This window comes from Stenotrophomonas sp. STEN030 (genome assembly GCF_056759995.1).
Map to the genome: position 1 here is coordinate 38,751 of NZ_JBRREB010000031.1, position 22,992 is coordinate 61,742.

Annotated in this window: 22 protein-coding genes; 12 read left to right on the top strand and 10 right to left on the bottom strand. The window is 63.0% G+C overall.

Going from position 1 to position 22,992, the window contains the following annotated elements:
* Window positions 1-3: 3 nt before the first annotated feature.
* The 10 genes from ACVOLR_RS12200 to ACVOLR_RS12245 all read left to right on the top strand — a co-directional run bounded on the left by ACVOLR_RS12200 (window position 4) and on the right by ACVOLR_RS12245 (window position 12,353).
* Window positions 4-1,227 carry an ABC transporter permease gene (locus tag ACVOLR_RS12200; protein WP_481536658.1) on the top strand — a complete coding sequence of 408 codons (1,224 nt, stop codon included), beginning with the start codon at window positions 4-6 and terminating at the stop codon, window positions 1,225-1,227.
* Between the two features lie 17 nt (window positions 1,228-1,244).
* Window positions 1,245-2,549 (top strand): ABC transporter permease, encoded by a 1,305-nt coding sequence (locus ACVOLR_RS12205; RefSeq protein ID WP_481536659.1) that lies wholly within the window; start codon window positions 1,245-1,247, stop codon window positions 2,547-2,549.
* A 128-nt stretch (window positions 2,550-2,677) separates the two neighbouring features.
* A complete protein-coding gene (locus ACVOLR_RS12210) occupies window positions 2,678-3,901 on the top strand; it encodes an ABC transporter permease (protein WP_481536660.1) in 1,224 nt (407 codons plus the stop codon).
* 22 nt (window positions 3,902-3,923) lie between these two features.
* Window positions 3,924-5,234, top strand: coding sequence for an ABC transporter permease (locus ACVOLR_RS12215; protein ID WP_481536661.1), 1,311 nt, complete (start codon window positions 3,924-3,926; stop codon window positions 5,232-5,234).
* Between the two features lie 61 nt (window positions 5,235-5,295).
* The gene (locus ACVOLR_RS12220; RefSeq protein WP_481536662.1) at window positions 5,296-6,513 is read left to right on the top strand and encodes an ABC transporter permease; all 1,218 of its coding nucleotides are present in this window, start codon (window positions 5,296-5,298) and stop codon (window positions 6,511-6,513) included.
* Window positions 6,514-6,544: 31 nt separating this feature from the next.
* The gene (locus tag ACVOLR_RS12225; RefSeq protein ID WP_481536663.1) at window positions 6,545-7,036 is read left to right on the top strand and encodes a nuclear transport factor 2 family protein; all 492 of its coding nucleotides are present in this window, start codon (window positions 6,545-6,547) and stop codon (window positions 7,034-7,036) included.
* Entirely contained in the window at window positions 7,033-8,364 is a 1,332-nt protein-coding gene (locus ACVOLR_RS12230) for an ABC transporter permease (RefSeq protein WP_481536664.1), read from the top strand. The genes ACVOLR_RS12225 and ACVOLR_RS12230 overlap by 4 nt, the downstream gene beginning before the upstream one ends.
* 13 nt (window positions 8,365-8,377) lie before the next feature.
* Window positions 8,378-9,598 carry an ABC transporter permease gene (locus tag ACVOLR_RS12235; RefSeq protein WP_481536665.1) on the top strand — a complete coding sequence of 407 codons (1,221 nt, stop codon included), beginning with the start codon at window positions 8,378-8,380 and terminating at the stop codon, window positions 9,596-9,598.
* 54 nt (window positions 9,599-9,652) lie between these two features.
* The gene (locus tag ACVOLR_RS12240) at window positions 9,653-10,990 is read left to right on the top strand and encodes a sigma-54-dependent transcriptional regulator (protein WP_296247612.1); all 1,338 of its coding nucleotides are present in this window, start codon (window positions 9,653-9,655) and stop codon (window positions 10,988-10,990) included.
* A gap of 10 nt (window positions 10,991-11,000) precedes the next feature.
* Window positions 11,001-12,353 carry a sensor histidine kinase gene (locus ACVOLR_RS12245; RefSeq protein WP_481536666.1) on the top strand — a complete coding sequence of 451 codons (1,353 nt, stop codon included), beginning with the start codon at window positions 11,001-11,003 and terminating at the stop codon, window positions 12,351-12,353.
* Window positions 12,354-12,495: 142 nt separating this feature from the next.
* Here ACVOLR_RS12245 and glmU read toward each other — a convergent pair whose 3' ends face one another.
* A complete protein-coding gene (gene glmU, locus ACVOLR_RS12250; protein ID WP_481536667.1) occupies window positions 12,496-13,863 on the bottom strand; it encodes a bifunctional UDP-N-acetylglucosamine diphosphorylase/glucosamine-1-phosphate N-acetyltransferase GlmU in 1,368 nt (455 codons plus the stop codon).
* A gap of 83 nt (window positions 13,864-13,946) precedes the next feature.
* Between glmU and ACVOLR_RS12255 the strand changes: the two genes are divergently transcribed.
* On the top strand, window positions 13,947-14,330 hold the full coding sequence (locus ACVOLR_RS12255) for a GtrA family protein (protein WP_481536668.1): 384 nt from the start codon (window positions 13,947-13,949) through the stop codon (window positions 14,328-14,330).
* A 101-nt stretch (window positions 14,331-14,431) separates the two neighbouring features.
* Here ACVOLR_RS12255 and ACVOLR_RS12260 read toward each other — a convergent pair whose 3' ends face one another.
* From ACVOLR_RS12260 to ACVOLR_RS12300, 9 genes are all read right to left on the bottom strand, one after another.
* The gene (locus ACVOLR_RS12260; RefSeq protein ID WP_481508170.1) at window positions 14,432-14,854 is read right to left on the bottom strand and encodes a F0F1 ATP synthase subunit epsilon; all 423 of its coding nucleotides are present in this window, start codon (window positions 14,852-14,854) and stop codon (window positions 14,432-14,434) included.
* A gap of 83 nt (window positions 14,855-14,937) precedes the next feature.
* A complete protein-coding gene (gene atpD / locus ACVOLR_RS12265; protein WP_481536669.1) occupies window positions 14,938-16,344 on the bottom strand; it encodes a F0F1 ATP synthase subunit beta in 1,407 nt (468 codons plus the stop codon).
* A gap of 38 nt (window positions 16,345-16,382) precedes the next feature.
* Window positions 16,383-17,246 carry a F0F1 ATP synthase subunit gamma gene (atpG, locus tag ACVOLR_RS12270; RefSeq protein WP_481517428.1) on the bottom strand — a complete coding sequence of 288 codons (864 nt, stop codon included), beginning with the start codon at window positions 17,244-17,246 and terminating at the stop codon, window positions 16,383-16,385.
* Between the two features lie 107 nt (window positions 17,247-17,353).
* The gene (atpA, locus tag ACVOLR_RS12275) at window positions 17,354-18,901 is read right to left on the bottom strand and encodes a F0F1 ATP synthase subunit alpha (protein WP_481512843.1); all 1,548 of its coding nucleotides are present in this window, start codon (window positions 18,899-18,901) and stop codon (window positions 17,354-17,356) included.
* Between the two features lie 44 nt (window positions 18,902-18,945).
* Window positions 18,946-19,473, bottom strand: coding sequence for a F0F1 ATP synthase subunit delta (locus ACVOLR_RS12280; RefSeq protein WP_481512842.1), 528 nt, complete (start codon window positions 19,471-19,473; stop codon window positions 18,946-18,948).
* Window positions 19,474-19,476: 3 nt separating this feature from the next.
* Window positions 19,477-19,947, bottom strand: coding sequence for a F0F1 ATP synthase subunit B (locus ACVOLR_RS12285; protein WP_296251133.1), 471 nt, complete (start codon window positions 19,945-19,947; stop codon window positions 19,477-19,479).
* A 111-nt stretch (window positions 19,948-20,058) separates the two neighbouring features.
* Complete coding sequence (gene atpE, locus ACVOLR_RS12290) at window positions 20,059-20,361, bottom strand: F0F1 ATP synthase subunit C (RefSeq protein WP_054661978.1); 303 nt, start codon at window positions 20,359-20,361, stop codon at window positions 20,059-20,061.
* Window positions 20,362-20,436: 75 nt separating this feature from the next.
* Window positions 20,437-21,237, bottom strand: a complete 801-nt coding sequence (gene atpB / locus ACVOLR_RS12295) for a F0F1 ATP synthase subunit A (RefSeq protein ID WP_481536670.1) — start codon at window positions 21,235-21,237, stop codon at window positions 20,437-20,439.
* Window positions 21,238-21,261: 24 nt separating this feature from the next.
* Entirely contained in the window at window positions 21,262-21,627 is a 366-nt protein-coding gene (locus ACVOLR_RS12300; RefSeq protein ID WP_481536671.1) for a hypothetical protein, read from the bottom strand.
* A gap of 429 nt (window positions 21,628-22,056) precedes the next feature.
* Between ACVOLR_RS12300 and ACVOLR_RS12305 the strand changes: the two genes are divergently transcribed.
* Window positions 22,057-22,881 (top strand): hypothetical protein, encoded by an 825-nt coding sequence (locus ACVOLR_RS12305; RefSeq protein WP_481536672.1) that lies wholly within the window; start codon window positions 22,057-22,059, stop codon window positions 22,879-22,881.
* The last annotated feature ends 111 nt before the right edge of the window (window positions 22,882-22,992 follow it).

Below are 22,992 nucleotides of genomic sequence, written 5' to 3' on the forward strand. Positions count from 1 at the left end.
GCGATGACCCTGGACATCAAACCCATCATCAGCACGCTGTCGCGGCATCGCATCGCCGCCAGCCTGATCGTGCTGGAAATCGCACTGGCCTGCGCGGTGCTGTGCAATGCACTGTTCCTGGCCGCATCGCGGATGGAGCTGATCAGCATGAACAGCGGCGTCGACGAGGCATCCATCGCAACACTCAGCCTGCTCGACTGTGACTCCTGCAGCGAAGTCGACGTCAACAGCCGCTGGCTGCAGCAGCTGCGCAGCCAGGCTGGCGTGCAGGCGGTGGGCGTGCTCAATGCGGTGCCGTTCGGCCAACGTGCCGGCACTGCCGGTGTCTCGCTGGATCAGGAAGGCAAGCACCATGGCGGCGTACCACACTTCTACTTGATGGATGCAGGCGCCATCGATGCGTTGCAGCTGAAGCCGGCACAAGGCCGCATGTTCAGCGATGCCGATTACCAACCGGTGGAGAATTTCCTGCCGGCGCACGCACAGGTCTGGATTACCCAGGCTTTTGCCAAGCATCTGTGGCCGGGCCAGGACCCGCTGGGCAAGCAGCTGTGGATGGGCGACTACCAGCTCACCGTGGCCGGTGTTCTGGCGCACTTCTCGCGCCCGGACCCGGGCCGCAGCGAGAACGGCCTGGCAGGCATGGAATGGTCAGTGATTGTGCCGGTAACCACCGATGCGCAGGCCGGTACCTATGTAATCCGCGCCAACCCGCGTGACCTGCAACGTATCGTCAGCGACGCCGTCGCCGCCGCCCCGAAAGTCACCCCGGAGGCAATCATCTCCGCCGACTACAGCAAGACACTGCAGCAACTGCGCGAGGTCTACTTCCAGCAGGACCGCAGCATGACCCGCTTGCTGCTGGGCATCTGCCTGGTGATGCTGCTGGTCACCGCGCTGGGCATCATCGGTCTGGCCAGCTTCTGGGTGCAACAGCGCACCAAGCAGATTGGCGTGCGCCGCGCCCTTGGTGCAACCCGCCGCCAGATCATCAGCTACTTCCAGACCGAGAACCTGCTGCTGACCAGCGCCGGCATCGTGCTCGGCATGCTGCTGGCCTACACCGGCAATCAATTGCTGATGACTTACTTCGAAATACCCCGGCTGCCGCTGTATTACCTGCCGCTGGGTGCCGTACTGCTGTGCTTGCTGGGCCAGGCCGCCGTCATCGGCCCTGCCCTGCGCGCTGCTTCCATCCCACCCATCGTCGCCACCCGCAGCGCCTGAGCTGCCAAGGATCGTCCATGTTCAGTTACTACTTCAAACTTGCGCTGCGCAGCTTCGGCCGCAACAAGATCCTGACCGCACTGATGGTACTGGCCATCGCGCTCGGCATCGGCGCGGCGATGACCACCTTGACCGTGTTCAAGGTGTTGTCCGGTGATCCGATCCCGCACAAGAGCGATCGTCTGTTCTACGTGCAGTTGGATCCGGGCATGCGTGAAGGCTACAAGGCCGGTGAAGAGCCGGAGATGCAGCTGACCCGCTTCGATGCGGAAACCCTGCTGAGCCAGAAGAAGGCACCGCGCCAAGCCCTGATGACCGGTGGTGGCGGCATCGTCGATCCGCGCGTGGATGCACTCAAGCCTTTCAGCATCAGCATGCGCTATACCTCGGCCGATTTCTTCCCGATGTTCGATACGCCGTTTGCTTTCGGCCAGGGCTGGACCGGTGACGAAGACCAGGGCCGCAGCCGCGTTGCGGTGATCAGCAAGACCCTCAACGACAAGCTATACAAGGGTGCGAACAGCGTCGGCAAGGAAGTGCTGGTCGAAGGCCATGCATTTCGCATTGTCGGCGTGCTGAAGGAATGGAAGCCGGCGCCGAAGTTCTATGACCTGTACTCCGGCAAGTTCGATTCCGAAGAAGACGTGTTCGTGCCGTTCAGCACCTCGCTGGAGCTCAAGCTGGACCGCAATGGCAGCATGAACTGCTTTGGCCGCGAGATCGTCAACGATGCCATGGCCTTGAACGTGCCCTGCGCTTGGGTCCAGTACTGGGTTGAGCTGAATTCGCCCAGCGATGCCAAGGGTTTCAAAGGCTACCTGGACAACTACTCCGAGCAGCAGCGTGCCAGCGGTCGCTTCGAGCGTCCGGCCAACACCCGCCTGCGTGATGTCATGGACTTGATGGAATACCGCAACGCGGTGCCGGGTGACGTGCGCCTGCAGATGTGGCTGGCCTTCGGTTTCCTGCTTGTGTGCCTGGTCAATACCGTTGGCCTGCTGCTGGCCAAATTCCTGCGTCGCAGCGGTGAAATCGGCGTGCGCCGTGCACTGGGTGCCAGCCGCGCGGAGATCTTCAAGCAATGCCTGATCGAGGCCGGCACGATTGGCTTGGCCGGTGGCCTGCTGGGCTTGGTGTTTGCACTGTTCGGGCTGTGGGCAGTGCGTCAGCGCCCGGCCGAGTACGCCTCGCTAGCTCACTTGGACGGCTCAATGCTGCTGATCACCTTCGCGCTGGCGGTGTTCGCCAGCATGCTCGCCGGCATCCTGCCCGCCTGGCGCGCCATGCAGGTAGCCCCAGCACTGCAACTCAAGAGCCAGTAACGCAATTACCCCCTCCCTTGCGCACCGCGCAGGGGAGGGCTGGGGAGGGGTGCTTTGGCACTGAAGGTCCCCTCGCCTCTCCCAACAAAAAACCCATTCCCAGCGTCACGCCTCCCCGGAGACACCTCATGGAAATCCGCCCCATCCTCTCCACGCTGTCGCGGCATAAAACAGCCGCCGCACTGATCGTGCTGGAGATCGCGCTGAGCTGCGCCATCATCTGCAACGCACTGTTCATCGTCTCCCAGCGCATCGAAAACATGCAGCAGGCCAGCGGCATCGATGAAAGCCAGCTGATCGAAATCGGCCTCAGCGGCATCGGCAAGCAGGTAGACGGCGACGCGCGCACGGTTGAGGACATTGCCTCGTTGCGCGGCATCGCCGGCGTTGAGAACGTGGCCATCATCAACCAGCTGCCGTTCCAGGGCGGTTCCTGGAACACCTCGTTGTCCGCCAGTCCCGAACCCGATGCACAGTCGGTCAACGGCGCGCAGTACACCATCGGTGAGAACACGCTCAAGACCCTGGGCTTGAAGTTGACTGCCGGGCGTGACTTCAATGCCGACGAGTACATGAGCAATGACAAACTGGAGAAAGAGCAGAATCTGGAATCGGTTAGCCTGTCGGTGATCCTCACCGAATCGATGGCCAAGAAGCTGTTCCCGGATGGCGCTGCCGTCGGTAAGACGCTGTACATGGCCAACATCCCGGTCACCGTCGTTGGCGTGGTGCAGACCCTGCTGCGGCCCAACAACCAGAACGGCAACCGCACCGATTCGCTGATGTTCCCGATCCGCATGAACTACGCCAACGGCGGCCGCTTCGTCATCCGCGTGACCGATCCTGCGCGCCGCGCTGAAGTGCTGAAGCAGGCAGTGGCAGCGCTGGAAAAGAACGATCCCAATCGTTTGATCTACAGCAAACAGACCGTCGAAGAGAAGCGTGCCAAGTACTTTGCCGACGACCGCGACATGATCGGCCTGCTGCTGATCGTCAGCGGCCTGCTGTTGCTGGTGACCGCACTGGGCATCATCGGCCTGGCCAGCTTCTGGGTGCAGCAGCGCACCAAGCAGATCGGCATCCGCCGCGCCCTGGGTGCTACCCGTGCACAGATCCTGCGTTACTTCCAGACCGAGAACTTCCTGCTGGCCGGCATCGGCATCGTGGTCGGCATGTTGCTGGCCTACCTGCTCAATCAGTGGCTGATGGGCCGCTACGAGCTGCCACGCTTGCCGCTGCTGTATCTGCCGGTTGGCGCGGTGCTGCTGTGGCTGCTCGGCCAGATCGCGGTGTTCGGCCCGGCGCGCAAGGCGGCATCGATTCCACCGGCGGTGGCCACCCGCAGCACCTGATCCATCGGCTCAAGGAAGGGACATGTTCGGCTATTACCTGCAACTGGCGTGGCGCGGCTTCGGCCGCAACAAGGTACTGACCACCTTGATGGTGCTGACCATCGCGGTAGGTATAGGCGCGACCATGACCACCCTTGGCCTGTACTTCGTACTGTCAGGGGATCCGATTCCAGGCAAGAGCCAGCAGCTGTTCTACCCGCAACTGGAGCCGCGCAGCCTGGGCAAGGACGCCACGCTGGAGTCGGACCCGTTGGCGCAGATGACCCGCTACGACGCCGAGGAGTTGTTACGGCAGAAGCGCGGTGATCGGCAGGCGCTGATGTCGGCAGGCTCGGTGACGGTGCTGCCTACGGGCAGGGCCACGCAGCCGTTCCGGGTGATGACGCGCTATACCTCGGCTGACTTCTTCCCGATGTTCGAGGTGCCGCTGGCCGCTGGCAATGCCTGGAGCGCGGCCGAGGATGATGGCCGTGCGCTGGTTGCGGTCATTGACCGCAAACTGGCGCAGCGGCTATACGGCACGGAGAACGCCATCGGCAAGCAACTGCGCCTGCCGCAGGGTGTGTTCCAGGTGGTCGGCGTGCTCGGCAACTGGAAGCCGACGCCGCGCTTCTATGACCTGACCAGCCAGCGTTATGGCGGCGACGAACAGATCCTGCTGCCGTTCTCCACCTCGCGCGCACTGACCTTGGATACCCAGGGCAGCATGGACTGCTGGGGTAGCAGCGAAGATGGCGAAGGCAATCGCGGCCTGACCGCGCCCTGTGCCTGGCTGCAGTATTGGGTGCAGCTGGACACTCCGGAGAAAGCGCGCGACTACCTGAAATACCTGGCTGACTATTCCGATAGCCAGCGCGCCAGTGGCCGCTTCGAGCGCCCCACCAATGTGCGCCTGCATGACGTGATGGGCTGGCTGGACTTCAACCGCATCGTACCCAACGACGTGCGCCTGCAGATGTGGCTGGCCTTCGGCTTCCTGCTGGTCTGCCTGATCAACACGGTGAGCCTGCTGCTGGCCAAGTTCCTGCGCCGCAGTGGCGAGATCGGCATACGCCGGTCGCTGGGTGCTTCGCGTACCGACATATTCAAGCAATGCCTTATCGAAGCCGGTTCCATCGGGCTGGCCGGCGGAGTGCTGGGGCTGGGCTTCGCGGCGATGGGCCTGTGGCTGATCCGCCAGCAACCGGACGAGTACGCACAGTTGGCGCAGATGGATGTCACTACCCTCTGGATGACCTTCGTTCTGGCCGTTGGCGTGAGCCTGCTTGCGGGGCTGCTGCCGGCCTGGCGGGCAATGCAGATCCCGCCTGCATTGCAGCTCAAGAGCCAATGACGCGATGGCATTGCATCCATCCAGCGACCAACGGCAGCTTACGCCGCCACGGAGAACTCCCTTGGACATCCGCCCCATCCTGTCGATGCTGTCCCGGCACAAGATTGCCGCGCTGCTGGTCATCTTCGAGATCGCGATCAGCTGCGCCATCATCTGCAATGCGGTTTTCATCATCAGCAACCGCATTGCGCAGATCCAACTGCACAGTGGCGTGGCCGAAGACGAGCTGGTCTATCTGGCCACCAGCAGCTTGCTGCCTGACGTCAACTACGATGCCCTGCGCAAGCAGGATCTCGCCGCACTTGCTGCAGTCCCCGGCGTGAAGGCGGTCAGCAGCATCAACCAGATTCCCTATGGCGACAATGTCTGGGGCTCGGGCATACGCCTGCAACCGGACCAGAGCCGCCCCAGCGTGCATGCATCCAATTACATGGACGACGGCCAACTGCTGCCGACTTTCGGCCTGCAGCTGCGCGAAGGCCGTGGCTTCAAGCCCGACGAATATCTGGAGAACAGCACCTTCGCTGCTGGCGACGGCGCTCCGTCGGTACCCAGCGTGTTGTTGAGTCAGTCGCTGGCCACGTTTCTGTTTCCGGATGGCAATGCGCTGGGCAGCAACATCTATGTCTGGGGCAGCAAGCCCACCCAAGTGGTTGGCGTGATCGAGGACTTGCTGGCTCCGGGCGAGGCCACCGAGTTCGGCAACCGCTTCAACAGCATGGTGTTCCCGATCCGGGTCTCCAATGGCGCCTATGCGCTGCGCACCAGTCCAGAGCAGCGCGAGGCCGTGCTCAAGGCCGCCATTGCGGCACTGAACAAGGCCGACCCCAACCGCATCATCGAGCAACAGGGCACGCTGTCGCGGATGCGCGACGACTTCCACCACCGCGACCGCTCGGTGATCTGGCTGCTGCTGGCGGTGAGCATCGCGCTGCTGGCAGTAACCGCGTTCGGTATCGTCGGCCTTGCCAGCTTCTGGGTGCAGCAGCGTACTCGCCAGATCGGCATCCGCCGCGCCCTGGGCGCTACCCGCAAACACATCCTTCGCTCCTTCCAGCTGGAAAACCTGCTGCTGAGCAGTGCCGGCATCGTCCTTGGACTGATGCTGGCCTATGCGCTGAACCTGGTGCTGATGAGCCAGTACGAGCTGCCGCGCCTGCCGCTGATCTACCTACCCATCGCAGCACTGCTGCTGTTGTTGCTGGGTCAGTTCGCCGTACTTGGGCCAGCGCGACGCGCTGCTGCGGTGCCACCTGCGGTTGCCACGCGTGCCGCCTGATTCTCTTCCAATGTTCGCCGGAGTCGCCTCGATGAAAACCAAGTTGCCGTCCCTGCTGCTGATGCTGTGCTCGCTGCTGGTGATCCCAGCGCATGCAGCCGATGCTGACAATGCCAGCCTGCACGACACCATCGCCGCACTCGACCACGGCATGTTCGACAGCTTCAACCACTGCAGCGATCCAGCCCAGTTCGAAAAGCATGCGGGCTATTTCGATCCGGCGGTGGAGTTCTACCACGACAACGGCGGTGTCACCTGGACCCGCGACGCCATGCTGGCAAACACCCGCAAGCATGTCTGCGGCAACTACACGCGGCAGCTGCTTCCGGGCACTCTGGAAGTGTTTCCGATCAAGGATTTCGGCGCGATCGCACGCGGTCAACACCAGTTCTGCGACCTCAACGGCGAACACTGCGACGGTCTGGCCGACTTCGTCATCATCTGGCGCCTGCGTGATGGCCAGTGGCAGGCAACGCGAGTACTCAGTTACGCACACCGCGCAGCGGCAGGACCCGCACCATGAACTACACGCTGGAAACCGGACTGCGCGGCTGCATCCGCCACCCAAGGACGATGGCTCTGGTAGTACTGACCCTGGCTCTGGGATTGGCCTCGGTGATGACCATGTTGAGCCTGTTGTCGGTACTGGCGGCTGACCCCCTGCCCGGCATCAGCCAGAACCTGCATCTAGCCTGGGCCGACTCGCGCCAGGCGGCAAAAAGTGGCGAAAGCGACAGCTACGGCGATGGCTCGCCGGTGCCGCCGCTGTGGAAATTGGCCGACGTGCAGGCGATGCGTCAGCTGCGCCCGGATATCCCGCAGGTAGCATTGCTGACCGCCCCACTGACGGTCGGCAACACAGACAACACTCTCAGCAAGAATGTATCGGCAAGCCTGGCCATGGGGCCGATGCTGCCGGTATTCGGTGTGCCGCTGCGGCATGGCCGCTTCTGGACCGCCGAGGAAGAAGCAGCACGCACGCCGGTGGTGATAATCAGCCGTGCACTCAGCCAGCACCTACTGGGCCGCGAAGACGGCACCGGTGCCGAAATCCGTCTAGGCAAGCACAACTTCCGCGTCATCGGCATCAGCGAACGCTGGGCGCCGCGCCCACGTCCGCACTTCCTGCCTTCGTACAATGCCGGTTGGGAGGGCGATGGCGATGAGCTGTTCGCGCCCGCAGAAGCAGTACTGGCTTCGGGTGCGGAGATCACCAGCACCCGCATCTGTGATGGCAATGGCTTCGGCGGCTTCCGCTTCGATCAGATCGATACCCAGCAGTGCCGCTGGCTGGTGCTGTGGGCGGAACTGAAGGACGCGCAACAGCGCGACAGCTATGCACAAAGCCTGCAGACCTTTGCGGCTGATCGGCATGCAGCAGGTATCTTCGCGCGTGACGCCAGCACCCGTCTGCAGTCAATGGCGCAGTGGCTGCATTTCAACCGGGTGGTGCCCGACAGCGTGCGGCTGAATCTCTGGCTTGCAGCGGGATTGTTGGTGTTGTGCCTGGTCAATGTGGCCGGCCTGCTCGCAGCACGCTTCCTGCGCCGTGCCGGTGAGCATGGTGTGCGTCGTGTCCTGGGCGCGCCCCGCCGCTCGATCATCGCCGCCTGCCTGGTGGAGTCCACCTTGGCCGGTTTGCTGGGTGGATTGCTGGCGTTGCCGCTGACGCTGGCCGGCCTGTGGTTGATGCGCCAACAAGGCGAAGCTTACTCATCACTGGCACAGCTGAGCCCTGCGCTATTTGCCGGCCTGCTGTTGATGGCGGTAATCACCGGCGTGGTGGTCGGTCTGCTGCCAGCCATCCGTGCTGCGCGCCAGGAACCCGCGCTGCAGGTCAAAACCCTATGAACAAGGCTATCGCATGAATCCGTTGCTCTCCTCCATGCGCCGCCAGCCGCTGATGCCTTGGTTGATCGTGCTGCAGATCACCGTGGCCTGCGCCATCCTGTGCAACACCTTGTTCCTGCTCGCGCAGCAAGCGGGGCCGCTGTTGATCGACGATGGCATCGCCGACAAGGAAGTCATCGTCATCGACCAGGTGGTGCGCCCGGATGGCAACTGGACTGCGGCACAGGCCAGCGCCGGTGCCGATGCACTTGCACAGATTCCCGGCGTCAAGCGTGCGTCCGCCGTGGTTGGCGCGCCGATGCGCGAAACCCTGACCATGGTCTACGACCTGAAATCAGCCAACGGCCCAACCGTGCAGGTCAGCGGCTTCATCGGCAAGCAGCTGATCGACACGCTGGGCCTGCAGCTCAGCCGTGGCCGCGACTTCCTCGACAACGAATACGCCGATCTGCAGCTCGGTGATGATGCCAACACTGCCAGCACGCCCATCATCATCACCGAGGCATTGGGCCGAACCCTGTTCGACGGCAATCCAGTCGGGCAGGCACTCACCTCCGGGAATGGCAGCAGCCACTATGTAGTTGTCGGCGTTGTCGCCCACCTGCTGCGCTACCAGCTCAGCGAACTGGACGATGGCAAGGCCGAGTACGCCATCCTGTTGCCGCGACGCCCGGCCGGCCTGCCACTGCTGAGTTTCGTGGTGCGCGCCGATGCCGATCAGCGCGACGCGGTAATCAAAGCCGTACCCGGCGTACTGCAGACGACGTACGCCGGACAGATGGCGAAGAGCTTCAACCCGGCCGTGTCCAGCTACGAGCAGTTGCGCAGCAATGGTATGCGCAACCGCCGCGCCGCGGTATGGCTGCTGCTCACCGTCAATCTGGTTGTTGCGACTATTACCTTGATCGGTATCGCCAGCCTCAGCGGCTATTGGATCCAACAGCGCACCCGCCAGATCGGCATCCGTCGCGCGCTGGGCGCTACCCGCAGCCAGGTGATGCGCCAGTTCCTGGCGGAGAACCTGTTGCTGACCGCCGCGGGCTTGCTGATCGGTCTGCTGCTGGCGTTGCTGATCAACCAGTGGTTGATGCAGCATTACGAGCTGCCACGGTTGCCTTGGGCCTATCTGCTGGTCGCTGGCGGCTTGATGCTGCTGCTCGGGCAAGCTGCGGTTGCGGCACCTGCGCGGCGTGCCGCACGGCTGCCACCTGCCAGCGCGACCCGCACCGTGTAATGTGCTGACTTCAGCGCCCGCGCTGCGTCCCCCAATCTTCTTCTGCGACAACTGATGCCACAGATCCTGATCATCGACGACAACACCGCCGTGGCCACCGCGCTGGATGTGCTGTTCTCCCTGCACGACATCGACACCCGCCACGCCACCTCGCCCGAGCAGGGCCTGGCGATGCTGGCCGAGCATGAATTCGATCTGGTCCTGCAGGACATGAACTTCACCGCCGACACCACCTCCGGCGAGGAGGGCCAGGATCTGTTCCGGCGCATCCGCCAGGCACATCCGGACCTGCCGGTGATCCTGCTCACTGCGTGGACGCACCTGGACAGCGCGGTGGAGCTGGTCAAGGCCGGTGCCTCCGACTATCTGGCCAAGCCTTGGGACGACGGCCGTCTGCTGACCACGGTCAACAACCTGCTGGAACTGGCCGAAGCGCGCCGCGAACTGGCCCGCCGCCGCGCCCGCGAGCAGCGCCAGCAACAGGCGCTGCACGACCGCTACGATCTGCGTGGGCTGGTGTTCGCCGACCCGTCCAGCGAACGCATCATCGCCCTCGCCTGCCAGGTCGCGCGCTCCGAACTGCCGGTATTGATCACCGGACCGAACGGTGCCGGCAAGGAGAAGATCGCCGAGATCATCCAGGCCAACTCGGCGCACAAGAAAGGTCCATTCGTCGCGCTGAACTGCGGCGCCATTCCTTCCGAACTGATCGAGGCCGAGCTGTTCGGCACCGAGGCCGGCGCCTACACCGGCGCCAACAAGGCCCGCGAGGGCAAGTTCGAGGCCGCTGATGGCGGCACCTTGTTCCTCGACGAAATCGGCAACCTGTCGCTAACCGGGCAGATGAAACTGCTGCGCGTGCTGGAAACCGGGCGCTTCGAGCGGCTCGGCTCCAACCGCGAACGGCAGGTCAAGGTGCGCGTGGTCAGCGCCACCAATGCCGACCTGCCGGCAATGATCCGCGCCGGCAGCTTCCGCGAAGATCTCTACTACCGACTCAATACCGTCGAGCTCAGCCTGCCGCCGCTGGCCGAACGACGCGAGGACATCCTGCCGCTGGCGCAGTATTTCCTCGCCGATGGCAAGCCGCTGTCGGCACCGGCCTTGCAGGCCCTGCAGCGCCACAACTGGCCGGGCAATGTGCGCGAGCTGCGCAACGTGATCCAACGCGCCGCCCTGCTCGCACAGGGCCCGCGCATTGAAGTTGCCGACCTGAACCTGCCACGTGCGCCGGCAAGACCTACCGCACCGGCAGACGAGCCCGACCGCGAACACATTGTCAGCGCCTTAGAACGTGCTGGCGGCGTCATCGCCCAGGCCGCCGCCGAGCTGGGTTTGAGCCGGCAGGCGCTATATCGCCGCATGGATCGCCACGGCATCCCGCGCGAGTGAGCACACATCAGTGAAAACGCGCTCCTTCACCTTCACCCTGTTCCTGCGCCTGCTGCCGGTGCTGGCACTTGCTGCGGCCTTGCCGTGGTTCCTGGCCTACTGGATGGACCGCGGCTGGGTGGTCGTGTGCGTGTCCACCGTGCTCCTGCTGGCAGCGATGTGGTGGGCCCTGAGCCGCGCCACCGCGCCTATCCGCTCGCTGCTGCGGGCGCTGGCCGGCACCACCAGCAGTTATCGCGACGGTGAGTTCAACTTCGGCGTGCATTGGCGCGGACATGATGAATTCGCGCAACTGGTGCAGGCCCATGCCGAGCTGGGCGATGTGCTGCGCGAGCAACGGCAATCACTGGTACAACGCGAGCTGCTGCTCGACACCATGGTGCAGAACACGCCGGTGGCGATGCTGCTACTTACCGATGGCGGCGATGGCGTGCAACGGGTGACCTTCTCCAACACTGCGGCGCGCAAGCTGCTGCATGGTGGCTGGAAGCTGGAAGGCCAGCGCATGCATGAGCTGCTGGAGAACATGCCGATCGAGCTGCGCAATGCCATCGCCCGTGGCGGCGACAGCCTGTTCGCGGTGCGTGACCCGGACGCGGCCGAAGACGATGACGACGACGAGCAGATCTACCATCTGTCGCGTCGTGCCTTCCATTTGAATGGACGCCCGCATGAGCTGTTGCTGCTACGCCTGCTCACCGCCGAGCTGCGCCGCCAGGAAGTGCAGACCTGGAAGAAGGTGATTCGCGTCATCAGCCACGAGCTCAACAATTCGCTGGCACCGATTGCCTCGCTGGCGCATTCCGGCGCCGAGCTGGTGCGACGCGGCCGCTATGACCGGCTGGAAGATATCTTCGGCACGGTGGAAGAACGTGCACGCCATCTGGAAGGCTTCATTCGCGGCTATGCACGCTTCGCCAAGCTTCCACAACCGCAGCTGCAGACGGTTGCCTGGAGCCAGTTCCTGCATACCCTGCAGCAGCAGATCAGCTTCCGCATGGAACCGATGGCGGACGAGCAGTACAGCCGTCTGGATCAATCGCAGTTCTCGCAGGCGTTGTTGAACCTGCTTAAGAACGCGCATGAAGCCGGTGCTGACAATGGCGCTGCGGATGATTCGGTTGAAGTGCGTATCGCACGACTGCCGAACTGGCTGCGCATCGAGGTATTGGATCGCGGCACCGGCATGAACGAAGCGGTGCTGCAGAACGCGCTGATGCCGTTCTACTCAACCAAACGCAATGGCACCGGCTTGGGTTTGGCGTTGACCCGCGAGATCATCGAAGCACACGGCGGCCGTATCTCATTGCAGAACCGCAAGGACGGCGGCCTATGCGTGGCGATTCTGTTGCCGCATGACTAAGCGAATGTGATTGCGGTTGTTGTGGGAGCGGCGTCAGCCGCGAAGCTGACACCGCATCCACGACCGCAATACCGGGTGATCTGAAAGCACCCCGGCTTCGCGGCTTACGCCGTTCCCACAAGGGCAAAGCTGAAGCAGTAGCTCAGGACTTCTTTACCGGCCGCACCCAGCCTTCAATCGTCTGCTGGCGTGTGCGCGCTACCGTCAACTGGCCTGCAGGCGCGTCGCGGGTGATCACCGAACCAGCACCGATCGTTGCCCCATCTTCAAGCGTCAGCGGCGCCACCAGCGAGCTGTTGGAGCCGACAAACACCTTGTCACCGATCGTGGTCTGGAACTTGTTCACGCCATCGTAGTTGCAGGTGATGGTGCCGGCACCGATGTTGGTGCCGCTGCCGATCACCGCATCACCCAGATAGGTGAGATGGTTGGCCTTGCTACCTTTGCCCAGCGTGGTCTTCTTGGTTTCCACGAAGTTGCCAACGTGCACGCCATCGGCCAACACGGTGCCCGGACGCAGTCGTGCAAACGGGCCGATCTGCGCCGCGCCTTCGCTGATCACACCTTCCAGATCACAGTGCGGACGCACTTCGGTGCCGGCGCCGAGCTTGACGTCCTTCAGCCGCACGAAGGCACCGATGCTGACGCCATCACCCAGCTCGACCTCGCCTTCCAGAATCACGTTGGCGTCGATCTGCACATCGCGACCGACCTTGACCGTGCCGCGCTGATCGAAGCGCGACGGATCCAGCAGGCGCGCGCCCTGCTCGCACAGCGCCTTGGCTGCACGCAGCTGCCAGGCCCGCTCCAACTGGGACAGCTGCCACGGGTCGTTCGCACCCTCGGCTTCCTGCGCATCGGCAACCAGCACCAGTTCGGCCGGCGCGTATTCACTGGCAGCAGAAGCGAACACGTCGGTCAGGTAGTACTCGCCCTGCGCATTGCTGTTGGACAGGCCAGACAGCCAGCGACGCAGCGCGGTGGACTCGGCGGTGATGATGCCGGTGTTCACCGTGCGGATACGCTTCTGTTCGTCGCTGGCATCTTTCTGTTCGACGATGGCAGCGACCCTGCCCTCGGCATCACGCACGACGCGGCCGTAACCATTGGGGTCATCCAGCTCAGCTACCAGCACCGCCAGACGCGGACCGTTGTTCAACAGCGCGCTCAGCGTTTGAGCGCGCATCAACGGCACATCGCCATACAGCACCAGCACCTGGGCGGTATCCGGAACCTGCGGCATCGCCTGCTGCACAGCATGGCCGGTGCCCAGCTGCTGGCTCTGCTCGGCCCACAGCAGATCAGTTTGATCGGCGAAGGCGGCGCGCACTGCTTCACCGCCGTGGCCGTAGACCACATGAATGCCGGCCGGCTGCAGCTCACGCGCGGTGGCAATCACATGGGCCAGCATCGGCTGGCCGGCGATGGGTTGCAGCACCTTGGGCAACAGCGATTTCATGCGTTTGCCGGCGCCGGCGGCGAGAATGATGACGTGCAGCGGCTGGGTCATGCTTACAACTTCCTTCGAGGTTCTCTGGATTCTAAGCGCAAGGGGGTAGCATTGCAGGCTATTCGCCAGAGCCCGCCATATCCATGAGCCTATTCCGCCAAGGCACCCAGTTCATCATCATAGGTGTGGCGCAGCTGGCGTTGGACTGGGGCGTGTTTGTTGCTGCGACGGCGCTGGGTATACCCGTCGCGCCCAGCAATCTACTGGGGCGGATCAGTGGCGCCGTGCTCGGCTTCTGGCTCAACGGCCGCTATACGTTTGCCACGCAGGGCGAGCAACGCCATGGCTGGAAGCGCTTTGCGCGCTTTTGGGTACTCTGGCTGCTGATGACCGTGATCAGCACTGCGCTGATCGACTGGGTCGCACAGTCACTGGGCCTGCAATATGCGTGGCTGGCCAAGCCGGTGGTCGAGCTGGGGCTGGCGGTGGTGAGCTTCTTCGCGCTGCGCCATGTGGTCTATCGCTGATAGCGCTTTTGGTAGTGCCGAGCCATGCTCGGCACTACAAAAAACAGGGCAAAAAAAACGCCGGCTTTGGCCGGCGTTTTTCTTTGGTGCTGCTGCAACCCTCAGTGCTTGAGGTTGCGGCGCAGACGCTCCAGGGCTTGCAGCTGGGCGGTGACTTCCGCCAGCTTCTGCTGTGCCTCGGCCAGTTCCATGGCTTCGCCACGGTGCGCCAGTACGCGCTCTGCTTCTTCCTTCGCCTTGCGCACCGACGCTTCATCGATATCGGTGGCGCGGATGGCGGTGTCGGCCAGCACGGTCACGACCTGCGGCTGTACTTCCAGGATGCCGCCGGAAATGGCGAAATCCAGGTGCTCGCCTGCAGCGGTGGTGACCACGACCTTACCCGGCTTCAGACGGGTGATCAGCGGTGCGTGCTTGGGCGCGATGCCCAGCTCGCCCAGCTCACCGGTGGCCACGACCAGGGTCGCTTCGCCGCTGAAGATCTGCTGCTCGGCACTGACGATGTCGCAACGGATGGTGCTCATGGATCTCTCTTCGCCTGGTTGGGTGGGCCTGCGCCCACCGCAGGTTGCCGCGTGGGCGGAGCGAGCTCCGCCCTACGTGGTTATTAGGCCTTCTCAGCCATCTTCTTGGCCTTCTCGACGGCTTCGTCGATGCTGCCGACCATGTAGAACGCCTGCTCCGGCAGGTGATCGTACTCACCATCGACAATGGCCTTGAAGCCACGGATGGTGTCCTTCAGCGGCACGTACTTGCCCGGCGAGCCGGTGAACACTTCGGCCACGTGGAACGGCTGGCTGAAGAAGCGCTCGATCTTGCGGGCGCGGGTCACGGCCTGCTTGTCTTCTTCGGACAGTTCGTCCATGCCCAGGATCGCGATGATGTCCTTCAGTTCCTTGTACTTCTGCAAGGTCTGCTGGACGCGCTGGGCTGTTTCGTAATGCTCGGTACCGATGACCTGCGGGTCCATCTGGCGCGAGGTCGAATCCAGCGGATCCACGGCCGGGTAGATACCCAGCGAGGCGATCGAACGCGACAGGGTCACGGTCGAATCCAAGTGGGCGAACGTGGTGGCCGGCGACGGATCGGTCAAGTCATCGGCGGGCACGTAGACGGCCTGGATCGAGGTGATCGAGCCGGACTTGGTCGAGGTGATGCGCTCCTGCAGGACGCCCATTTCCTCAGCCAGGGTCGGCTGGTAACCCACGGCCGACGGCATACGACCCAGCAGTGCCGACACTTCGGTACCGGCCAGGGTGTAGCGGTAGATGTTGTCGACGAACAGCAGCACGTCCTTGCCCTTGCCGCTGGCGTCCTTCTCATCACGGAAGTACTCCGCCATGGTCAGGCCGGTCAAGGCAACGCGCAGACGGTTGCCCGGCGGCTCGTTCATCTGGCCGTACACCATCGCCACCTTGTCAAGGACGTTGGAGTCCTTCATCTCGTGGTAGAAGTCGTTGCCCTCACGGGTACGCTCACCCACGCCGGCGAACACGGACAGGCCGCTGTGCGCCTTGGCGATGTTGTTGATCAGTTCCATCATGTTGACGGTCTTGCCGACGCCGGCGCCGCCGAACAGGCCGACCTTGCCGCCCTTGGCGAACGGGCACATCAGGTCGATGACCTTGATGCCGGTTTCCAGCAGCTCGGTCGAGGAAGACTGGTCTTCATACGACGGGGCCGAACGGTGGATTTCCCAGTTGTCCGAAGCCTGCACCGGGCCGGCTTCGTCGATCGGGCGACCCAGCACGTCCATGATGCGGCCCAGGGTGCCAGCGCCGACCGGCACCGAGATGGCGCGGTTGGTGTTGGTGGCAACCAGGCCACGCTTCAGGCCGTCGGTCGAGCCCAGCGCAATCGCGCGGACGATACCGTCACCCAGCTGCTGCTGGACTTCCAGCGTGATTTCGGTGTTGTCGACCTTCAGCGCGTCGTACACCTTCGGCACATCGCTGCGCGGGAATTCGACGTCGACGACGGCGCCGATGATCTGAACGATCTTGCCCTGACTCATTGCTGCATCCTCTAAATGTGTGCTGTTGACTGCGCGCGTTAAACCGCTGCCGCGCCGCTGACGATTTCGGAGATTTCCTGGGTGATCGCTGCCTGGCGGGCCTTGTTGTAGACCAGCTGCAGGGTTCCGATCATCTTGTTCGCGTTGTCGCTTGCCGCCTTCATCGCCACCATGCGAGCTGCGTGCTCGGAGGCAACATTCTCCAGCACCGCCTGATACACCAACGATTCGATATAGCGGGTGATCACGTGCTCAAGCACGGTTGCTGCGTCTGGCTCGTACAGGTAATCCCAGTCGTGCGAGGCCACCTGCTTTTCAGCAGCTGGCAACGGCAGCAGCTGATCGAAGCTGGCCTTCTGCGTCATCGTGTTGATGAAGCGGTTGTAGACCAGGTAGACGCGATCAACCTTGCCTTCGGTGTAGGCGTCGAGCATGACCTTGATCACGCCGATCAGCGTTTCCAGCTTGGGCTGGTCGCCGATGTTGGCAACCGAAGCAGCCATGTTGACGTTGACGCGACGGAAGAACGCGCCGGCCTTCTGGCCAACGGTCACCACGTCGATCTCGGCGCCCTTTTCCTGCCAGCCGCGCATTTCTGCGACGGTCTTGCGGAACAGGTTGTTGTTCAAGCCGCCGGCCAGACCGCGATCAGACGAGATCACGATGTAACCCACGCGCTTGACCTGCTCGCGCTCAACCAGGAACGGATGCTGGTAGTCGGTGCTGGCCTGGGCCAGGTGACCGATAACCTGCTTCATCGCCTGCGCGTACGGACGCGAGGTCTTCATCCGATCCTGCGCCTTGCGGATCTTGGAGGCCGAGACCATTTCGAGCGCGCGCGTCACCTTGCGGGTGTTCTGCACGCTCTTGATCTTGGTTTTGATTTCGCGTCCGCTTGCCATCTCTTATTCCCGTGGCGCGAGGTCGAACCCCGCGTTTGCCATACAGCGGAGCCAGGCTCCGCTGCTTTCAGTCGTGCGGAGCCAAGCTTCGCACTACTGGACTGGTATTACCAGGTGCCGGTGCTCTTGAAATCGGCGATGCCCTTCTTGAAGGCAGCTTCGATATCGTCGTTCCACGCGCCGGTGCTGTTGATCTTGGAGGTCAACTCACCTGCGGTGTTGGCGAAGTGCGCGTGCAGGCCAGCTTCGAACGAGAGCAGCTTGTTGACCGGCACGTCGTCGAGGAAGCCCTCGTTGACGGCGTAGATCGACAACGCCTGGTCGGCGATCGACATCGGTGCGTACTGCTTCTGCTTCATCAGCTCGGTGACGCGCTGACCGCGCTCCAGCTGCTTGCGGGTCGCTTCGTCAAGGTCGGAGGCGAACTGCGCGAACGCAGCCAGCTCACGGTACTGGGCCAGCGAGATACGAATACCGCCGGACAGCTTCTTGATGATCTTGGTCTGGGCCGAACCACCGACGCGCGACACCGAGATACCGGCGTTGACGGCCGGACGGATACCGGCGTTGAACAGGTCGGTTTCCAGGAAGATCTGGCCGTCGGTGATCGAGATCACGTTGGTCGGAACGAACGCGGAAACGTCGCCAGCCTGGGTTTCGATGATCGGCAGTGCGGTCAGCGAACCGGTCTTGCCGGTGACGGCACCGTTGGTGAACTTCTCGACATACTCTTCCGACACACGAGCTGCACGCTCGAGCAGGCGGGAGTGGAGATAGAACACGTCACCCGGGTAGGCTTCGCGGCCCGGCGGGCGCTTCAGCAGCAGCGAGATCTGGCGGTAGGCAACAGCCTGCTTGGACAGATCGTCGTACACGATCAGGGCGTCCTGACCACGGTCCATGAAGTACTCACCCATGGTGCAGCCAGCGTAGGCGCTGATGTACTGCATCGCAGCCGATTCGGAAGCGGTGGCAGCCACGACCACGGTGTGGGCCAGGGCGCCGTTCTCTTCCAGCTTCCGCACGATGTTGGCAACGGTCGAGGCCTTCTGGCCGATCGCTACGTACACGCACTTGATGCCGGTGCCCTTCTGGTTGATCACGGCATCGATCGCCATCGCGGTCTTGCCGGTCTGACGGTCACCGATGATCAGTTCGCGCTGGCCACGGCCGATCGGAATCATCGAGTCGACCGACTTGTAACCGGTCTGCACCGGCTGGTCGACCGACTTGCGCCAGATCACGCCCGGAGCAACGCGCTCCACTGGGGCGGTCAGCGAGGTGCCCAGCGGGCCCTTGCCGTCGATCGGCTCACCCAGCGCGTTGACAACGCGGCCGAGCATTTCCGGACCCACCGGCACTTCCAGGATGCGACCGGTGGTCTTGGCCACGTCGCCTTCGCGCAGGTGCTGGTAGTCGCCCAGGACCACGGCGCCGACCGAGTCGCGCTCCAGGTTCAGTGCCAGGGCAAAGGTGTTGTTCGGCAGTTCGATCATTTCGCCCTGCATCACGTCGGCCAGACCGAAGATGCGCACGATACCGTCGGACACGCCAGTGACGGTGCCTTCGTTGCGCGACTCTGCGGACAGGGCGACCTTCTCGATGCGGGTCTTGATCAGTTCGCTGATTTCAGAGGGGTTGAGCGTGGTAGCCATCGTCAAGTCCTAGTGCCGGCTTGTGGCCGGACGGTAATGTGAATTCAGTGTGCGAGCGCGGTCTGCAGGCGCGACAGCTTGCCCTTGAGCGAGCCATCGATAACCACGTCGCCGGCATCGATCACGGCGCCGCCGATCAGCGAAGCGTCCACTGCGGTCGACACGTCGACCTCGCAGTTGAAGCGCTTGCGCAGCGCAGCCTTGATCTTTTCCAGCTCGTCGCCCGACAGCGCGGCTGCCGAGGTCACGGTGGCCTTGACCACGTGCTCGGCTTCGGCGCGCAGCTGCTCGAACAGACCGGAGATTTCCGGCAGCTGTTGCAGGCGGCGGCCTTCGGCCAGCAGGGTCAGGAAGCGACCGTAGGTCTCGCTGGTCGCGTCCGGGGTCAGCAGGGCAACGGCATCGCCGCGGCTCAGCTGCGGATTCGACAGCAAGGCCGACACGCGCGGATCGGCAGCAACGCGGGCGGAGAACGCAAGCGCGTCCGACCACGGCGCGAACTTGCCTTCGTCACGCGCAATCGCAAATGCGGCGCGGGCGTACGGGCGGGCAAGCGTGAGGGCCTGGCTCATCGATCAGATCTCCGCAGCCAGCTCGTCGAGCAGCGCCTTGTGGGCGTTGGCATCGATTTCGCGCTTGAGCAGCTTTTCGGCGCCGGTCACGGCCAGAGCGGACACCTGCTTGCGCAGATCTTCACGGGCACGGTTGGCGGCAGCGTCGATTTCAGCCTGGGCCAGGTCTTTCTGGCGGGTGGCTTCGGCGATGGCTTCGTTCTTGGCGGCTTCAACGATCTGGTTCGCACGGGCGTGAGCCTGGTCGATGATCTCGTTGGCCTTGCCACGGGCTTCTTTCAGTGCCTCGTTGACCTTTACTTCCGCCTGCGCCAGATCTTTCTGGCTGCGGTCGGCAGCGGCCAAGCCCTCAGCGATCTTCTGCTGGCGCTCTTCAATGGCCTTCAACAACGGCGGCCAGATCTTGGTCGCGATGATCCAGATCAGCAAAGCAAAGGCCAGGGCCTGTGCAAAGAGGGTGAGATTGATATTCATGATTAGCTCGATCGCTGGTGTCGGGGGTGGTTACGCCGCCGTGGCGGCGCAACCGAACCTTCATCCGAAGTCGGGCGCCAACAGGCACCCGACCGTCTCACTGCAGCTGGATCAGCCTGCCAGCTTGGCGGCTTCGGCCAGCAGGGCAGCAGCCAGCGGGTTTGCGAAGGCCAGCAGCAGGCCAACGGCGACCGAGATGATGAACGCGGCGTCGATCAGGCCGGCGGTGATGAACATGCGGACCTGCAGGACCGGGATCAGTTCCGGCTGGCGAGCGGCCGACTCCAGGAACTTACCAGCCATGATGGCCAGACCGAGGCCAGCGCCCAGTGCGGCCAGGCCGATCATGATGCCGACGGCAAGGGCGGTGGAGCTCTGAACTTGGGCGAGGTTGGTCAGGACGGCGAAGTACATGGTTATCTCCAGGAACTTTAAGTAGCTAAGGGTGATGAAACGGATGAAGGTTGAAACTGGGTGAAGCTTGTAACTTTAGTGACTGTCTTCCGACAGGCTCAAGTACACGATGGTCAACATCATGAAGATGAAGGCCTGCAGCGGGATCACCAGCAGGTGGAACAGCATCCAGCCAAAGCCGAATACGCCACCGGCAACGGCACCGAACACGCCGGCACCGCCCAGCACCCAGATCAGCAGGAAAACGATTTCGCCGCCGAACATGTTGCCGAACAGTCGCATCGCCAGAGAGATCGGCTTGCTCAGCCACTCGACGATGTTGAGGATCAGGTTGAACGGCATCATCCACTTGCCGAACGGGGCCGTCAGGAATTCCTTGATGAAGCCGCCGACGCCCTTGGACTTCAGCGCGAAGAAGATCATCAGGATGAACACGCTGATCGACATGCCCAGGGTGGCATTGACGTCGGCGGTCGGCACCGGCTTCCAGTAATGGATGCCTGCCAGCTCAAGCGGCTTGGCGATGAAATCGGCCGGGATCATCTTGATGAGGTTCATCAACAGGATCCAGAAGAAGATGGTGATCGCGATGGGCGTGATCAGCTTGCTCTTGCCGTGGTAGGTGTCCTTGGCCTGGCGGTCAACGAACTCCAGGCAGATTTCAACGAACGCCTGCCACTTGCCCGGCACACCGGCGGTGGCCTTGCGGGTTGCCATCCAGAAGGCGAACACCATCAGCAGGCCCATCAGGACTGCGGTGACGATGGTATCGACGTGGATCATCCAGAAGCTGCCACCGCTGTCACCGACCGGAGCGGTCAGATTCTGCAGGTGATGCTGGATGTACGTGGTAGGAGTTAGAGCCTCGCCCGCCATGTGTCCGGAACCTTTATGAGTGAATCAACGTCTGGCCAGAGCCAGAACCTGGAACATCAGCGCCACTGGAATTGCCGCCAGCAGAGCCAAAGGAGGGAGTTGCCACCAGAAAAAAGCCATTCCCAGTACAGCAACAATAAGCACAATCTTCAGCACGAACCCCAGGAACAGGCGGACCATTGCTGAACCAGCGGCCTGAATGCCGCCACCGAGCCCAATCCACGCGGCCAGCGCAGTTCCTGCCACCACCGCCAGACCCGATACAAGGGCGCCCAGCGCATGCTTTGGCCCCACGAAGAGGAAGGCCAGAGCCAGGACCACCACTGCGACCAGCGGGTAGACCGCGGCGCGCAACATCAGTCGCCGACCCGCATCAACGGAGTTCAGCACGTCAAAGTGTCCTGCATCAGGTAAAGGAAAGAGCCGAACCGCGCAAAGGCGTCTCGTCGAGCCGCGAAAGTATAACAGCGGGACAATTTGCGAGACAACCGGCATTTGTCCCCATTTGACTATGCAAGTGGCCGCAATATCACGTTTTTTCCCCGAATGCGCGGGCGCCGGGCCGCCGCGCGGGACAATAAATATTGCACTGCAACATGGGAACTTCCCCTAACTCCCCCGGTCAGACCTTCGTAGTCCGCCACCCGCTACCTCGTCGGGCGCGTGCGCGGGCTCGGGTGAGGTGGTGTCGCACGCCCTCGGCGGCACCACCTTGCCGCAATTGATCTGCGTCTACACATTGCCTGCACGCTCTGATCACCGCTCTCTACATCAGATCGGCCATGGTCAATCGCTCTATCGCAACAAGCAGGCAATGGCATGCGCAATCATCGCTTCATTCTCGCACTTGCTCCGTGCGCACTCACACTCGCTCTGACCCACGCGCTACCTGCGCAGGCCGCTGAAGGCGATCCACGCTTCACCCTGCGGCTTGGCGCGATGAACATCGATACCGACAACACCATCCGCGGCAGCACCAATGTTGCCGGCCAGGACGTGGATCTGTCGGAGGACTTCAGCCTCGGCGGCAAGGAATGGGAGCCGCGCATCGACGGCCTGTTCCGCATCAGCGACCGCCAGCGCTTGATCTTCGATTACTTCAAGTACGACAAGGACCGCCGCGAGACGCTGGACGAAGGCATCAGCTGGGGCGACACCACAGTACCCGCAGGCAGCTTCGTGAAGGGTGAGTTGAAGTACCAGGTGGCAACGCTGGTCTACGACTATTCAGTGATTGATGGTGAGCGCTTCGATTTCGGCCTGCAGCTCGGCGCCGAGTACGCCAAGATCAGCGCCGACGCTTACGCCGATGTTGGTGATGTCTACCAGGGTCGCTTCCTCAACGAGAAAGCCGACGGCATCGCGCCGGTGGTTGGCGCGCGCCTGACCTTCACGCCCTCGGAGAACTGGCTGATCAACCTGCAGGGCCAGTACCTCAATACGCGCTGGGGCAACTTCGATGACTACGAAGGCGACCTGAGCCGCGCCAACGCGATCGTGCAGTACAACGTCAACAAGAACTTCGGCATCTTCGCCGGCTACGACTGGTTCAAGCTGGACGTCGACCAGAAAGGCAGCGACGGCGTGATCGGTTTGAAGCAGGAATTCAAGGGTCCGGTGGCGGGTGTGAGTTTGTCGTTCTGACGCGCCACCTGTAGTGGGGGGGGGGGGGGGGGGGGGGGGGGTGCAGCGCGGGGCGTGGCGGCGGCGGGGCGGGGCGGCCCACTCCGCACACCCCCGCCCCCCCCCCCCCCC

Bases quoted from the DNA above. Each gene is read 5' to 3' on its own strand.
- atpE (WP_054661978.1), bottom strand. From the start codon at position 20,361: ATGTACTTCGCCGTCCTGACCAACCTCGCCCAAGTTCAGAGCTCCACC.
- ACVOLR_RS12215 (WP_481536661.1), top strand. From the start codon at position 3,924: ATGTTCGGCTATTACCTGCAACTGGCGTGGCGCGGCTTCGGCCGCAAC.
- ACVOLR_RS12230 (WP_481536664.1), top strand. From the start codon at position 7,033: ATGAACTACACGCTGGAAACCGGACTGCGCGGCTGCATCCGCCACCCA.
- ACVOLR_RS12240 (WP_296247612.1), top strand. From the start codon at position 9,653: ATGCCACAGATCCTGATCATCGACGACAACACCGCCGTGGCCACCGCG.
- ACVOLR_RS12205 (WP_481536659.1), top strand. From the start codon at position 1,245: ATGTTCAGTTACTACTTCAAACTTGCGCTGCGCAGCTTCGGCCGCAAC.
- atpB (WP_481536670.1), bottom strand. From the start codon at position 21,237: ATGGCGGGCGAGGCTCTAACTCCTACCACGTACATCCAGCATCACCTG.
- glmU (WP_481536667.1), bottom strand. From the start codon at position 13,863: ATGACCCAGCCGCTGCACGTCATCATTCTCGCCGCCGGCGCCGGCAAA.
- ACVOLR_RS12280 (WP_481512842.1), bottom strand. From the start codon at position 19,473: ATGAGCCAGGCCCTCACGCTTGCCCGCCCGTACGCCCGCGCCGCATTT.
- ACVOLR_RS12285 (WP_296251133.1), bottom strand. From the start codon at position 19,947: ATGAATATCAATCTCACCCTCTTTGCACAGGCCCTGGCCTTTGCTTTG.
- ACVOLR_RS12210 (WP_481536660.1), top strand. From the start codon at position 2,678: ATGGAAATCCGCCCCATCCTCTCCACGCTGTCGCGGCATAAAACAGCC.
- atpA (WP_481512843.1), bottom strand. From the start codon at position 18,901: ATGGCTACCACGCTCAACCCCTCTGAAATCAGCGAACTGATCAAGACC.
- ACVOLR_RS12200 (WP_481536658.1), top strand. From the start codon at position 4: ATGACCCTGGACATCAAACCCATCATCAGCACGCTGTCGCGGCATCGC.
- ACVOLR_RS12225 (WP_481536663.1), top strand. From the start codon at position 6,545: ATGAAAACCAAGTTGCCGTCCCTGCTGCTGATGCTGTGCTCGCTGCTG.
- ACVOLR_RS12305 (WP_481536672.1), top strand. From the start codon at position 22,057: ATGCGCAATCATCGCTTCATTCTCGCACTTGCTCCGTGCGCACTCACA.
- ACVOLR_RS12260 (WP_481508170.1), bottom strand. From the start codon at position 14,854: ATGAGCACCATCCGTTGCGACATCGTCAGTGCCGAGCAGCAGATCTTC.
- atpG (WP_481517428.1), bottom strand. From the start codon at position 17,246: ATGGCAAGCGGACGCGAAATCAAAACCAAGATCAAGAGCGTGCAGAAC.
- ACVOLR_RS12255 (WP_481536668.1), top strand. From the start codon at position 13,947: ATGAGCCTATTCCGCCAAGGCACCCAGTTCATCATCATAGGTGTGGCG.
- ACVOLR_RS12235 (WP_481536665.1), top strand. From the start codon at position 8,378: ATGAATCCGTTGCTCTCCTCCATGCGCCGCCAGCCGCTGATGCCTTGG.
- atpD (WP_481536669.1), bottom strand. From the start codon at position 16,344: ATGAGTCAGGGCAAGATCGTTCAGATCATCGGCGCCGTCGTCGACGTC.